The following is a 14121-nucleotide window of genomic DNA, read 5'->3' on the forward strand; positions in this document are numbered from 1 at the left end:
ACGCTTACTCCTCACCCTGACCCTTGCGGGGTTCAATCAACAGGTTGCCGACCTTGTCCACGGTGGCCCGGTAACCGGGGAAGACCACGGTCGTGGAATCCATCTCCATGACAATGGCCGGACCGTCGACCCGGTGTCCCGGATACAACTGGTCCCGCTGGTACAACGTGGCGTCGTGCATCTCGCCCTCGTAGTAGATCGGGCTGGTGCCCACGGCCGCCTGCTCGACACCGCCCTTGGCACTGGCATAATCGCGCTCGGCAATATTTGGTCGCGGCGCGCGTGCAACGGCGCGCAGGTTGACGAGCTCATGCTCCTCGTTGAGATTGAAGCTGAACAGTTTCTCGTGCTCGGCATCGAAGGCCTCCTTGAGCACGTCGAGACCGCGTTGCTTCAACTCCTCCGGCGTCACATCCAGCGTCAGCAGCAGGGCCTGGCCCTGATAGCGGACATCGGCCTGCCAGGTAATGGTCTGCTGGTCCTCCTTGATGTACTGCCGGGCCAGGGAGGCCTGCACGGTTCCGGTGAGGTCCTCAAGAATGCGGGTGACGCCGGCGTTGTCCAGCGAATTAAAGCCTTTGACCAGGGACCGCGCCGCCTCGTCCTTGACCCGGGTCGTCGCGTCTCCGTAGGCGCAGAGCACACCGGGTCCGGGCGGCACGATGACCGGCCAGGCATTCATCAGGATCCCCAACGCATTGGCATGCAGCGGACCTGCGCCGCCAAAGCCGCAGAGGGCAAAATCGCGTGGATCGTAGCCCTGTTCCACGGAGATCAGGCGCAAGGCACCGAACATGTGCTCGTTGGCGATGCGAGTGATGCCCTCGGCCGCCTCGTAGATGGAAATGCCCATCGCATCGGCCACCTTCTGCACCGCCTGCTCCGCGAGATCCTTGCGGATTTCCATGTCGCCACCGAGTTTCTGGCCGGCCGGCAGATAACCGAGCACGACGTTGGCGTCGGTGACGGTCGGTTCCTCGCCCCCCATGTTGTAGGCCGCCGGGCCCGGATCGGCCCCGGCACTTGCAGGTCCGACCCGCAGCGCCTTGGTCAACTCGGGCGAAAAGGCAATGGAACCGCCGCCTGCACCGACCGTACGCACGTCCACTGAAGGTGCGCGGACGGCGACATCGCCAACGCGAGTCTCGCGCCGCAGCCGCGCGGTACTGTTCTCGATCAGCGCCACGTCGGTCGAGGTCCCGCCGACGTCAAACGTCAGCACATTGTCGAACCCGCCCCGGCTGCAGAACCAGATCGCCCCGGCGACACCACCGGCCGGACCGGACAGCAGCAGGTTGACCGGCGCGTCGGCAGCGGAATCACTGGTCGCAAGACCACCATCGGACCGCAGGATGGCCAACTGCACATCATCGGCCAGGCGCGCCTTCAACTCCCGCTCGAGGTGGTGCAGGTAGCTGGAGACCCGCGGACGCACGTAGCTGTTCACGACGGTCGTCTCGGTCCGTTCGTATTCCTGCATCTCGGGTACCACGTCCGAGGACAGGGAGACCGGAATACCGGGCAGGACATCGGCGGCAATCCTGGCCACCTGCTGCTCGGTCTTGCCATTGCTGTAGGCGTTTATCAGGCACACGGTCAGCGCCTCGATATCTGCATCGCGGAGCTTTTCCAGATTCTTGCGCAGCGCGGCCTCGTCCAGGGGCTTGACCACCTCCCCGGACGCGCTCATGCGCTCGTCGGCCTCGACGGTCAGTTCCAGCGGTGCCAGCAGCTCCCGCTTGTTGAAAATGATCCAGCCACCGATGCCGCCGGGCACATAGGAGCGGGCGATATGCAGCACCTGCCGGTATCCCTTCGTCGTGACCAGCCCGACCTTTGCCCCGGTGCGGGTCAGGATGGTGTTGGTCGCCACCGTGGTGCCGTGCATCACGTAGCGGATCTGCTTCGGATCGACACCCGAGGTCCGGCAGATTTTCTCGATGCCGTTCAGCACACCTTTGGAAGAGTCATGGGGCGTCGACGGCACCTTGGCGGTAAACGTTTCCCCAGTGTCGTCATTGATGAGCAGCAGGTCGGTGAATGTTCCACCGACGTCAACTCCCAGTCGGAAAGTCATAGCGCGTCTCCAGTACGGCCGTTTTTCGTTGGTTGCGGGCGCCCAGGGCCCGCCGACGTGCCGCGATCCCGGCCTGCTGCCGGGACCGTTCGAGTTCAGGGTCACGCGGGGACGTGGCCAGCCCCCCGTGAACCACTGACCGATGCACACGCGAACATGCGAATCGGTCAATGGTCGGCAATCCTCGGAAAGACCGGGGCGCCTGGGGCGCCCCGGTTTCCATGCTCAGTCGGACGACTCGTCCGACCGGTCCAGCCGGGTCTTAACGACGACCCGCACGCTGCAGTGCACCACGGCTCACATCATCGGCCGACAGATCGCCACCGAGGACCCAGTCCGGATGCGACTGGAAGATGGTGGCGTGACGCGCCTTGAAGTCCACGGTCTGACCCCAGGCGGAAATCAGGCCCCAGCCACCGTCTTCCGTCTGATAGGGACGCAATGCGAAGTTCAGCCACTTCCAGAAGTCACCACCCTGGTCATAGGTCTCCGAGAAGTAGAAACGCGGGTATTCGGTTTCCATGTACATGACCTTGCGGCTGTACGGATGCTCGGACGGCGGTGTGGCCTCGATCACCCAGACCTTGCGCGGCTCCCAGCGATCGACGGGATTCCAGTGCGGTGCATTGGCAAGGTCGACCCGTGGATGCTGGGAATTCGTGCTGGAGGCATCCTCATCCCAGGTCGGCTCCTCACTGTGCGCGACAGCAAGCACCCAACGCTTATCCACCACCTTGAAATCCTCGAACCAGGTCGGATGGGCATTGAAGATCTCGATGTCCGACTGCAGCTGGTCGGTGCCACCGATCGGATCCATCCAGGCCCCACCGGACAGGGTCCGCACCCGGCGCACTGCCGGCACATAAGCCCAGGTGTCATCCAGACGGCCGTCATTGTGGCGGATCGTCAGCGTGCCGAGACCGGAGATGTCGCGCGGATAGGTCGCGAACAGCAGGGTCCGGTGATGCGGCGCATCCATGCCGCATGACTCCGGCGGATCGACCCGGCCGGTTTCGAAAAACCGCTGGTAGCGCCAGTGCTGCCTGCGCTCAAGGCCGCCATCCTCGTCAATCAGCAGGAAGGCGAATCGCCGATAGTCCTGGGCACCACCGGTGGGCTGGCCGAAGTGATGGTTCCAGATCAGCTTCCAGGCGGCATCCGGATCGTCCTTACTGACATCCGGGAACGGCAGACCGGTGCAGTAGTTCTCGATCATGCCGGTGTCCCGGTTGAACGTGACGGTGCCGGCATGCTCCTCGGTCAGACGATCGTAGTTCGGATCGCGCGGCAGCTCCTCGGAGTGCTTGAGCTCAATGCGCAGACCGTATTCACGAATCTGCCATTCCAGACGCTCAGGAAGCATGCTCTGGATAGTTTTTCCCTCAAATTTGCGGTCCAGCATCTCGTCGATGTTGCCCGCATGAATCATCGTGCCTTCAGTCAGTTCCTCGGCCAGGACCATCGATGAGGCCGTGCCGAGGGCCAGGGCGAGCAGGCCGCCCATTGCCGTCTTGTGTAGATTCAACATCTGTTACGTCCTCCGGCTCAGAAGTTGTAGGTGAAGCGCGCGTACAGCTGATTGTTACGATCGAAATAGCCGATGGTGCGGGTATCGCGGGAGCCATCAAGATCATCCGACGACTTTTTGCGATTACCGAGTGGGAAGAACAAGTCGGCTTCAACCAAAACGCGCCAATTATCGCCGTAGGCGAACTCGACGCTGGGAATAACAAAGAAAGCGCCGCCGTTGTTCAGGTCCGAACCCACGGCCAGCTGCGGGTTGATCCGGTCATTGTTGTAGTTCAGCCCGAGGATACCGGTGACGAAGGTCTCAAACCGCTCCTGCCGGGCTTCGTACCCGACCAGGCTCACCAGATTGTCCGACCGGCTGTAGCTGGGAATCCAGGTGTTGAACAGCTGGATGGACGCAAACGAGGGCCGGCTGGTGCGCAGGAAGGTGTTGGTCAGATCCACGATTTTGTCCATGCGGAACATAATGGATACGGTGTCTTTCTCTTTGATGCCGCTGGAGCCTTCCCCGCCGGCGAAGATCGGCTGCCCCCGGTCGGAACTGAAATTGTACGGCTTGTCAAAGGTATAGGCGATTTCGGTCGAGAACACCGCATCCGCCCAGGCCGCATAACCCGATGCCGTTGCACCGATGGTGTCAACAATCGGGAAAATGAATGAACCCGCAGCACCGACATTGCCAACCCGTCCTTTATACGGATTGAATTCTCCAACCACCCCGGCTGCGTTATGCACCGGGTCCGGATTGTGGTGCCGCAGATACATCAACGAGTAGTCGATACCGCCCGGCGTCAGCGCCGACCAGCGGACGCCGAACGTCTGCTCGTCAAAGCGGCCTTCCGGATGCTCGTAATCGTAGGGAATGAAGTCCCTGGATCCACCAGAGCCCTGAAAATCGACACCCTTGTTCGGCTGGAGGGCCCAGCGACCGCCTTCGATGTCGAAGGTATTGCCGATGTCCTGCTTGCGGTCGAATCCGGGGCGGAAGAACAGTTGCAGATTGCCGTCCACCTCGGGCACGTCGATGTCGAAGGTGGCCATGATCAGCGGCTTGCGTAGTTCCTCGTTCTCTCCTTCCAGGAACGAACGCCAGGAGAAATCAAAACCGTGGATCAGGTCATTGGCCTGGAAGAAATCGGTCTCGCCCCAGGCCAACTGCTGCTTGCCGATCCGGGTCGAAATGCGGCGAGTCAGCGGAAGATCCATGTAGGCTTCGCGAATCTCGGCGTTATTGTAGTAATCCTCGATCCTGTCGTTGCTGCTGTCGAATGCCCCAGCTCGCTCGAGACGACGCAGATAGGGCGTCCGGTATTCCCGGTCGCCCCGGGCAATGATCGTGAAGCTGACGTCATCAAAGTTGATACGCGTATCCAGCCGCATGGTGCTGCGGGACATGGACAGCCGATAGGCGTCGTTCGTGTCGGTTTCACGGGGGTTCTGCAGGTTCATGGAAAGGCCCTGCCGAACATAGCCTTCCATTTCCACCTCAAAGGCGGCGGCGGTGGCCGGCAGAGCACCGATGGCGGCTGCCATGGGTGCTGCCAACATGAGAGCCAGCGGTGATGTTGTGTTCCGTCGCATGATCTTCTACCTCGCGCAAGGTTTGTGGAACGATTTTTTATGTGCCCAATTGAGCCGAGTCATCAAGCCGTCGCGGCGGCCGGCTCCCCGGACTCTTTCCTCTTTTCCGCAGAGAGACTCTGCAGGACGAACGATGGCCGGAAGATATACACCAGGGACGGCATCACGTAGATCGCCGTCACTGCCGACACGAACAGCCACAGGGCCAGCAGCATCCCCATCTCGGCCTGGAATTTCAGGGACGAGAAGGACCACAGAAGCACTGCGACGATCAGGGTCGTAGCGGTAATCATTACCCCCTTGCCGGCCGTATGCACGGAGCGCTTGATCGCATCCAGCAGATCATTGCCCCCCGCCAACTCCTCCTTGATTCTGTCCACCACGTAGAGGGCGTAATCCACCCCCAGACCGATGCCCAGCGCGGCCACCGGTACGGTGTTGATGTTCATGCCGATATCCCGCCAGGCCATGAAGCTGAAGGTCAGCGTGTTGGCGAGCACCACCGGAACCATGAAGAACAGCCCGGCCATGGTGGAGCGGTAGACGACGGTGCAGAGGATCACCAGCACCAGCAGGGCCAGGGCAATGGACTGGATCTGGCCGGCCAGGATGACCTCGTTGACCGCCGCCAGGACGCCCACGACACCCCCGGCCAGGCGGTACTCGACGGCCTCGACGGCATTGGCGTCCAGGAATTCGTTGATGCGGGACACGGCCGTGCGAATGGTGTCGCCCTGGCGATCACGGAAAAACAGCGTGATGGCGCCATCCTTGTAGTCGCCATCGACGAATCGCTCCATGTCCCCCGGAGCCGCATCGGCCTGGTACAGGTACATCAACTCGCCGTTCATCTCGGCCGATTCCCCTAGCTCGAAGAATCGCGGATTGCCCTCGAACAGGCTTTGCTTGACGATCGGCACCAGATCGGTGATCGCCATGGTGGCGCCGACCTGGGGTTGCACCTCCATGAAGCGCTGGAAGTCCTGCATGTGTTCCAGAACTTCCGGCTGCTTCAGGGCATCTTCCTCGCCGGAGACAACAACGAACATGCGGTCCGACCCCGGGAACGTCTCGTTGATGCGGGCCGCGTTGACGTTGTACTCCGACTCAGGCCAGAGGATCGGCGAACCGGGATTGGCGTCACCAATCTGCAGATTGGTGGCGTACAACCCAGAGGCCAGGAAAATTACCGTAACGGACCCCACCAGCCAGTAGCGGCCGCGGGTGGTCACCACATGGTAGGCACCATCCAGAACCCGATGGGCCGGCCGATCCAGGTCGATCCCGTGGACCCGTGCGTGCGGATCGCGGCACCAGGACAGCAATACCGGGGTCACGATCAGGGCACTGACGATGATGGTGGAAAGCCACACCACACCGATGATGACAAGCTTCTCCAGCAGGGGGATCGGCGTCAGCGCCACCACCGAGACACAGCCAATGTCAGTCGCCAGGCCCAGCATCCCAGGGCGGAACAAGCCCTTCAGCGTTCGGTGGGAGGCATCCGCGGAGTCCTTCGCGCCGCTGGCATTCTCATCCTCGAACCGGGTGATCAACTGCACCGAATGGGAAATGGCGCGGGCGAACAGCAACAACGCCACCACCACAACCAGAGGCTCGAAATGCAGGCCGATCTGTGCCGCCACGCCAAGTGCCCACAAGGCACTTATGCCACCGGACAGCATCGGCAGGAAGGTACCCCGCCAGGTGCGGGTAATCAGCAGCAGCAGGGCGAACAGTACAAGGATCACGACGCCGGCAAGCAGGTAGGTCTCGTCCAGGTAATAGTCCACCCAGCCGTACAGAATCGGATCACCGACGATGGAAACTTCCAGTCCCGCGTCGCGGGCCTGGTCGGTAATCTCGTGGATTTCGTTGAAGATCTTTTTGTAGTCCACCAGGTGATCATAAAAATCCACGGTAATCAGCGCGGATTTCAGATCCATGGACACGTAGGGACCATAGACCAGACTGTTGCCCAGCACCTTGTCCCGCAACTCCCTGATGCCCTCATCGGTTTCCGGCAGGTCCGGCCACATCATCGGGCTGGTATCAATACCCGCGGTGGTGGCCCGCACTTCCTTCATGTGGTTCGAGGCAAGGGAAATGATCTGGAAGCTGTTGACGCCAGTCACTGCCCGAAGGTCCCGGGTGATGCCGCGGATCTGCTCCAGCACCGGACGCTCGAAGATCTCACCCTCGTCCACGGTGAGCATGATGCTCACCATGTTGGAACTGCCGAAGGTTTCCTTGAACTCTTCGTGCACTTCCACATAGGGGTGATCCTGCGGCAGCAGGTCCTCGAACACGGTACGCACTTCAATGCGGGAGGCGGACCACGCCATCAGCACGGTGAGAACCGCGATGATCAGCACCACCCAGGTGCGCCGCGCCATCAGGAAATCAATGAAACGGTCAATCACTGGCGCTCTCCTGCCTGGTCGGTAAAGCTTTGCCATTCGGTCCCCAGCAGACGACCGAAAGTGGCACCGGAGATGTAAATGGCGTCCCCGTTAACAGCTATCGTGGTATGCCACTCGCGCAGGTCCGGATCCAGGCGATCAGCAACCCATGTGCTGTTGCCATCATCCTCACCCCGCACCACGACACCGTCTTCACCGACGGCCAGCCACTTGCTTCCATTCCAGGTGACATCGAACAGATGCTCTTCGAAATCGGTCTCCAGCCGGGCCCAGTCCTCCCCGCCATTGCTGGTGTAAAGCACAATGCCCTCGAGCCCAACGGCTACGCCATGACCGTTGTCCCGGAACCGCACCGCCATCAGGCTGCTTTCCAGGTCCAGCATTTCCTCCGTCCACGAATTCCCACCATCGGTGCTGTGCAGCAGCATGCCGAATTCGCCAACGGCCCAGGCGCGGTCATCGTCGACAAAGGCGATCCCGTTCCAGGAAATGTCCTCCTCGTCAACGGTTCGCTCCCAGGTTCGGCCGTAGTCGCGACTGCGGAACACGGCACTCATACCGCCGACGGCCCAGGCCTCGCCGTCGGCGCGGGCTATCACGCGTACCAGCTTGTTGAAAATCTCGGAACGTGGCGCCTCCACCTGTTCCCAGGTCTCGCCGCCATCCTCGGTAACCAACACAACACCTTCGTTGCCGACGGCAACCGCCCGCTCGGTATCCCAGGCGGCAATGGACTGCAGGTTGAGTCGGGTACCGCTTTGCTGTACTTGCCAGTTCTCACCGGCATCATCGCTGCGCACGATCTTTCCGTCGCTCCCGACGGCCCAGAGGATGCTGCCCTGCTCAAGGACCTCCAGGCCGTAGAACCGATCGCGGCGCTCAATGGGTGGCGGCTGAACCGACTCGCCAGCCGGCTGGGGCTGAATGAAAACTGCCGCAAAAAGAAGGCCGGCAATCACCGCCCATGGCATGACGGCTCCGATACCCTTGATCAGTCGAAGCATCACCACCGCCCCTCTCGATTCAGTCTGAAGCACTCGACAGCAGTCATGCAGGAACCTCCTCGGTGTTCGCCTGGTCGAGCTGTGTGCGCACCCATGGCATGACGCGCCCGCCAAGGGCCCGCCCGGTTATCTCGGCGGCCACATCGATGGCCGAGACGACACCACCCAACGAAACTCCGGTCTCGAATCCGCACTGGCGAAGGAACAGGAGCAGATCCTCGGTGGCCAGGTTTCCCGAGGCTCCGGGGGCGAAGGGGCAGCCACCCAAACCGCCAACTGCGCTATCGAAACGGCGGATTCCCTGCTGCAGCGCTTCCCAGACGTTGGCCAGCGCCATCGCACGCGTGTCGTGGAAATGGCAGGCGAACCTCTCGGCGCCGAACTCCGGGACCAGCATCGAGAACAGGTCGGATACCTGCGCAGGCGCGGCTGCACCGATGGTGTCGGCGATGATCACACGGCCGGCACCCGCCTCGAACATTTCACGTGTCAGATCGACGATCCGCCGGGGGTCCACGCGCCGCTCAAAGGGACATTCGAAGGCCACTGCGATATAGGCGTCCGCATTCACCCCCAGCGTCGCCGCATGCTCGATGGTGTCGACACACGTTGCCTTTGCCTCATCCAGGCTCATTCGGATGTTCTTTTCATTCATCGTGTCGGTGGCCGAAAGCACCAGATTCACTGTCTTGCAGCCCACATCTGCCGCTCGCTCCAGACCCTTCCGATTCGGCACGAGCGCGGAGTACGACACGCCATCCAGGACAGGCAGCCCGGCGAAGACATCACTGGCGTCGGCCATTTGCGGCACCGCCTTCGGCGAGACGAAGCTGGTTACCTCGAAATCCCGAATTCCGGCATCGACCAGGCGCTTCAGGAGGCGAAGTTTTTCTGCGGTGGGAACAAATTCCCGGTGCAGTTGCAGCCCGTCGCGCAGCGACACCTCGTTGATGACGACGTTTTCCATATCAACCTCAGCGAATGATGGCGTGGGTGCGCAACTCATCGAGCTGCGCTTCGTCGAGCCCGAGAAGATCCTGCAGGACCTGGCTGGTGTGTTGCCCGAGCAACGGCGGCGAGGAAAAGCTGTCCTCGTAGGTCTCGGACAGCTTGACCGGGTTGCCGGGCATCTCCGTCGAACCACCGTCCGGATGCTCCACCTCGACCACCATGTTGCGGAAACGAACCTGGGGATCGTTCAATGCCTGCTCGAAGTTGTTCACCGGTGCAACGGGAATGCGCTTCTCCCGAAGCAGCGCGATCCACTCGTCCGCGGGCCGGGTCAGCAACACCTCCTGGAGGCGTGAATTTATGAATTCGCGGTCCTCGAAGCGGCCCGGCTGGGTGAGGTATTTCTCGTCCTTGAATTCAGGCACATCCACGATCTCCGCCAGGTTCTCCCAGAAGGTGTCGAAGATTACCGCGATGATGATCGGTTGGGTGGCGGTGTCGAAGGTGTTGTACGGAACATGAACAAAATGGCCGTTACCCAGCGGTTCCGGGTTCTCGCCGGACAGGGAGTACATCGTGGCCATGTAATTCAGCATGGAAATCTGGCAGTCCAGCATCGAGATATCCACGTGCTGTCCGCGCCCGGTGGACTGGCGCGCGACCAGCGCGGAAAGAATGCCCATCGCGGCGAACATGCCGCCACTCAGATCGCCGATCGGAATCCCCGCCCGCAGCGGCCGGCCACCCGGCTCCCCGGTAATGGACATGCCGCCACCCATTCCCTGGATGACCTGGTCGAAGGCCGGACGCATCGGATCCGGTCCGGCGGAACCGAAGCCGGTAACCGAGCAGGTAACGATTCGCGGATTGATCTTGCTGAGGTGCTCATGGTCTATCTTCAGACGACTGGTGACGCCGGCACTGAAGTTGTCGATGACGACATCGGCTTCCTCGACCAGACCATAAAAAAGCTCCAGTCCGCGCTCGGACTTGAGATCAAGACAGACGCTGCGCTTGTTGCGGTTGAGGGTCAGGAAATAGGCACCCATTCCTTTCAGGGAAAACCTTTCGTTTTTCGCAAGCAGCTTGCGGGTTCCCTCACCCGCAGCCGGCGGCTCGACCTTGATCGTGTCCGCGCCCATGTCGGCCAAGAGCATCGCCCCGTAAGGGCCGGACAGCATATGCGTCAGATCAAGTACGCGAATTCCGTGCAGCGCTTTCATGTATCAAAAATCCTTATTGGGAGTCCCGATGTTTTGACGACGTTCGGCTTTCAGACGGGCGCCAGCGGTCCATGCGGAAGCCCGTTAACGCCACTTTATCTTTCCGCAACGCAAGACCGATGCCAACCGCGAACGGGAAAAGGCGGACCGGCCGCATGTGCTTGTTTCAAGATTGGTTTTTTTGCAGCGTGGGAAAGATTGCTGCAACGCAATAACGGCGGGGCACCAACAAGGCTTGTTTCAACCAAATGAAACACAAATTCAGTTTTGTAACGAAGCTGGGGAGGGAGGCTAACTATTCCAATTCAAACAATGAACGCTCAATTCCGGCCGCCAGCTGGGGCACCGGCCGACGGAACCCGAGAAACGGCGAAAGCCCGCTAAAACCGGTGGCGTGTCCGTTATTTATGTTTGACGGGGTTGGTGCAGCGATCTGGCAGGACCATGGAAGGCGACATCGGCCAGTCACAGTCCGGGCAGCGATCCCCGCCCCCGGCCGTCCACTGCACGAAGGCGCGGGCCGCAAGGAAGAATTCCAGCAAGGCAATGAGGCCGGCAATCAGCGCACCGCCGGCGAGGATCGAGGCGATACCGTTGAGCAGCCCCGCCGACTGCGTTCCGGGTTCGATCAGGCGCACAACGAACAGGGCAAGGAATACGGCCCCGGCGGCAAACGCCGCCAGGCCCACGGTCGGACGACTGAGTCGCCAGAGTACATCGGCAGTCACCACATTCCCCTGTATCCGACCCGCCCCTGCCACGCCGGCCACGGCACCGGCACTATTCGTTGTCTTCGCCGACGCGAACGATTTTCATCGTGTTGGTGCCACCGGCAACGCCGGAGAAATCACCCTTGGTGACCACGACAAGGTCACCATCGTGCACCGTATGATCCGGCTTCAGAAGCTCGATCGCATCATGCACCACATGCCTGGGTTCGGCATGTACGATATCAAAGGCCATCGGATAGACGCCGCGGTACAGGGTGACCCGGCGCCGGGTCGACTGATGCTGGGTACAGGCGAAGATCGGGATTCCCGAACTGATGCGTGACATCCAGCGGGCCGTCGAACCGGACTCGGTCAGGGAAACAATAGCTTTCACCGACAGGTGGTTGGCGGTGTACATGGAGGCCATCGCGATGGCTTCGTCGATGCGCTGGAAGGTGCAGTCCATGCGGTGGGTCGAACGCTGCGTGGACCGCTGGCGCTCGGCGCCCAGGCAGACACGGTCCATGGCCTCGACGGTGCGCACCGGGTAACGGCCGGCCGCGGTTTCCGCCGACAGCATGACCGCATCGGTACCGTCCATGACCGCATTGGCCACGTCCAGCACCTCGGCCCGTGTCGGCATCGCGTTGGTGATCATCGATTCCATCATCTGCGTTGCAGTGATCACCACACGGTCCAGCTCCCTGGAACGGGAAATGATGCGCTTCTGCACGCCCGGCAGCTCCGCATCACCGATCTCCACACCCAGGTCGCCACGCGCAACCATCACCACATCGGTGGCCAGGATGATCTCGTCGATGCAATCCAGTGCCTCGGCGCGCTCGATCTTGGCCACGATTCCGGCCTTGCAGCCCTCGGCCTGCAGCAATTGCCGCGCCTCATGGATATCATCCGCCGAGCGCGGGAACGACACGGCCACGTAATCGGCGTCCATCTCGGCAGCGACCTTGAGGTCGGCCCGATCCTTCTCGGTCAACGCACCAGCAGAAAGCCCGCCGCCCTGGCGGTTGATGCCCTTGTTGTTGGACAGTTCGCCGCCCAGCACCACCTTGCAGTGAATGCGCTTGCCCTTGACCCGATCCACCGACAGCACCAGCTGCCCGTCCGCCAGCAGCAACACGTCGCCGGCACTGACGTCGTTCGGCAGGTCCTTGTAGGTGATGCCCACGCCCTCGACATTGCCCGCATCCGCGGCCAGGTCCGGATCGAGGAAGAAATCGGCGCCTTCTTCCAGCGTAACCGGGCCGTCGCGGAAGCGCTCGGTGCGGATCTTCGGCCCCTGCAGGTCGGCCAGAACACCGACATCGCGACCGATGGCCTCAGCCTTGGCGCGAACCTCGGTGGCGCGGCGGACATGGTCCGCTGCTTCGCCATGCGAAAAATTGAGTCGCACCACATCGACGCCGGCGCGTAACAGACCCTCCAGCACGCCGGACCGGTCGGTGGCCGGCCCCAGGGTGGCGACGATCTTGGTCCGGCGTCGTGTGGCGCGTTCGATGGTGGAGTCGCTCACTCGGCCGCCTTCAGTAGGGTTACGGTGGTATCCAGCATCCGGTTGGAGAAGCCCCATTCGTTGTCGTACCAGGAGCAGACCTTGACCAGACGACCCGGCATCACGCGGGTCATGGACGGATCGTAGGTGGACGACGCCGGATCATGGTTGAAATCCATGGAGACCAGCGGCTCGTCGCAGTAGGCCAGAATCCCTTTCAGTTCACCCTCGGCGGCCTTGCGCAGGATCTGGTTGACCTCGTCCACCGAGGTATCGCGGGCCGGCACGAAGCTCAGGTCCACCAGCGAAACGTTGATGGTCGGCACACGCACCGCGAAGCCGTCCAGCTTGCCGGCCAGATCCGGCAGCACCAGGCCGACCGCGGCGGCGGCGCCCGTCTTGGTCGGGATCATCGACTGGGTCGCGGAGCGGGCGCGCTTCAGGTCGGAATGATAGACGTCGGTAAGGACCTGGTCGTTGGTGTAGGAATGGATGGTGGTCATCGCGCCTTCTACCACGCCGATCGCGTCATGCAGCGGCTTGACCAGCGGCGCCAGGCAGTTGGTCGTGCAGGAGGCATTGGAGATCACGGTATCGTCGGCCTTGAGCACGTCATGGTTGACGCCGTAGACCACGGTGGCATCCACATCCTTGCCGCCCGGGGCGGAAATCACCACCTTGCGGGCACCGGCCTTGAGGTGCGCGGAGGCCTTTTCCTTGGAGTTGAACAGGCCGGTGCACTCCATCACGGCGTCCACTTTCAGCTCCGACCAGGGCAGCTTGGACGGATCGCGTTCGGCGAGCACGCGGATGCGCTTGCCGTTGACCACCATGTGATCGCCGTCCACCGAAACGTCGGCATTGAACCGGCCATGCACCGTGTCGTACTTGGTCAGGTGTGCGTTGGTGTTGGCATCACCAAGGTCATTGATGGCGACGATTTCCAGCTCGTCGGTGCGACCGGATTCGAACAGGGCGCGCAGCACATTGCGACCAATTCGGCCGTAACCGTTGATAGCGACACGGTAGGTCATGGGAGAGATCCTCCTGGTTTCTGAATTTGGTTTGATGCGTGGCCAGCGCGACGCCGGTACCGTGACCACGCCCTG

At 61.7% G+C, this 14121-nt stretch carries 10 protein-coding genes; all 10 read right to left on the reverse strand.

What is annotated here, in order from left to right; genetic code table 11:
• Positions 1 to 4 precede the first annotated feature (4 nt).
• The 10 genes from M0534_RS01150 to gap all read right to left on the reverse strand — a co-directional run bounded on the left by M0534_RS01150 (position 5) and on the right by gap (position 14046).
• Positions 5 to 2077: a hydantoinase/oxoprolinase family protein gene (locus M0534_RS01150; RefSeq protein ID WP_248566570.1), complete on the reverse strand. Its 2073-nt coding sequence runs from the start codon at positions 2075 to 2077 to the stop codon at positions 5 to 7.
• A 262-nt stretch (positions 2078 to 2339) separates the two neighbouring features.
• Positions 2340 to 3605, reverse strand: coding sequence for a DUF1329 domain-containing protein (locus M0534_RS01155; RefSeq protein WP_248566571.1), 1266 nt, complete (start codon positions 3603 to 3605; stop codon positions 2340 to 2342).
• A 17-nt stretch (positions 3606 to 3622) separates the two neighbouring features.
• Positions 3623 to 5188: a DUF1302 family protein gene (locus M0534_RS01160; RefSeq protein WP_248566572.1), complete on the reverse strand. Its 1566-nt coding sequence runs from the start codon at positions 5186 to 5188 to the stop codon at positions 3623 to 3625.
• 62 nt (positions 5189 to 5250) lie between these two features.
• Complete coding sequence (locus M0534_RS01165; RefSeq protein WP_428348183.1) at positions 5251 to 7647, reverse strand: efflux RND transporter permease subunit; 2397 nt, start codon at positions 7645 to 7647, stop codon at positions 5251 to 5253.
• The gene (locus tag M0534_RS01170; protein WP_248566573.1) at positions 7608 to 8615 is read right to left on the reverse strand and encodes a WD40/YVTN/BNR-like repeat-containing protein; all 1008 of its coding nucleotides are present in this window, start codon (positions 8613 to 8615) and stop codon (positions 7608 to 7610) included. The genes M0534_RS01165 and M0534_RS01170 overlap by 40 nt, the downstream gene beginning before the upstream one ends.
• Positions 8616 to 8658: 43 nt before the next feature.
• Positions 8659 to 9621 (reverse strand): hydroxymethylglutaryl-CoA lyase, encoded by a 963-nt coding sequence (locus tag M0534_RS01175; RefSeq protein ID WP_345894689.1) that lies wholly within the window; start codon positions 9619 to 9621, stop codon positions 8659 to 8661.
• Complete coding sequence (locus M0534_RS01180; RefSeq protein ID WP_248566575.1) at positions 9590 to 10789, reverse strand: CaiB/BaiF CoA transferase family protein; 1200 nt, start codon at positions 10787 to 10789, stop codon at positions 9590 to 9592. The genes M0534_RS01175 and M0534_RS01180 overlap by 32 nt, the downstream gene beginning before the upstream one ends.
• 401 nt (positions 10790 to 11190) lie before the next feature.
• On the reverse strand, positions 11191 to 11517 hold the full coding sequence (locus tag M0534_RS01185) for a hypothetical protein (RefSeq protein ID WP_248566576.1): 327 nt from the start codon (positions 11515 to 11517) through the stop codon (positions 11191 to 11193).
• Between the two features lie 52 nt (positions 11518 to 11569).
• Positions 11570 to 13090 (reverse strand): pyruvate kinase, encoded by a 1521-nt coding sequence (pyk, locus tag M0534_RS01190; protein WP_248566577.1) that lies wholly within the window; start codon positions 13088 to 13090, stop codon positions 11570 to 11572.
• On the reverse strand, positions 13030 to 14046 hold the full coding sequence (gap, locus tag M0534_RS01195) for a type I glyceraldehyde-3-phosphate dehydrogenase (protein WP_248566578.1): 1017 nt from the start codon (positions 14044 to 14046) through the stop codon (positions 13030 to 13032). Before gap ends, pyk begins: the two co-directional genes overlap by 61 nt.
• Positions 14047 to 14121: the final 75 nt, after the last annotated feature.

The organism is Methylonatrum kenyense, assembly GCF_023195885.1.
GTDB lineage: Bacteria > Pseudomonadota > Gammaproteobacteria > Nitrococcales > Aquisalimonadaceae > Methylonatrum > Methylonatrum kenyense.

What these genes read in the sequence shown, in the direction of transcription:
- M0534_RS01175 (WP_345894689.1), bottom strand. Translation starts at nt 9,621, where the DNA reads ATGAGTTGCGCACCCACGCCATCATTCGCTGAGGTTGATATGGAAAAC.
- M0534_RS01180 (WP_248566575.1), bottom strand. Translation starts at nt 10,789, where the DNA reads ATGAAAGCGCTGCACGGAATTCGCGTACTTGATCTGACGCATATGCTG.
- pyk (WP_248566577.1), bottom strand. Translation starts at nt 13,090, where the DNA reads ATGGGGCTTCTCCAACCGGATGCTGGATACCACCGTAACCCTACTGAA.
- M0534_RS01150 (WP_248566570.1), bottom strand. Translation starts at nt 2,077, where the DNA reads ATGACTTTCCGACTGGGAGTTGACGTCGGTGGAACATTCACCGACCTG.
- gap (WP_248566578.1), bottom strand. Translation starts at nt 14,046, where the DNA reads ATGACCTACCGTGTCGCTATCAACGGTTACGGCCGAATTGGTCGCAAT.
- M0534_RS01165 (WP_428348183.1), bottom strand. Translation starts at nt 7,647, where the DNA reads ATGGCAAAGCTTTACCGACCAGGCAGGAGAGCGCCAGTGATTGACCGT.
- M0534_RS01170 (WP_248566573.1), bottom strand. Translation starts at nt 8,615, where the DNA reads ATGCTTCGACTGATCAAGGGTATCGGAGCCGTCATGCCATGGGCGGTG.
- M0534_RS01160 (WP_248566572.1), bottom strand. Translation starts at nt 5,188, where the DNA reads ATGCGACGGAACACAACATCACCGCTGGCTCTCATGTTGGCAGCACCC.
- M0534_RS01155 (WP_248566571.1), bottom strand. Translation starts at nt 3,605, where the DNA reads ATGTTGAATCTACACAAGACGGCAATGGGCGGCCTGCTCGCCCTGGCC.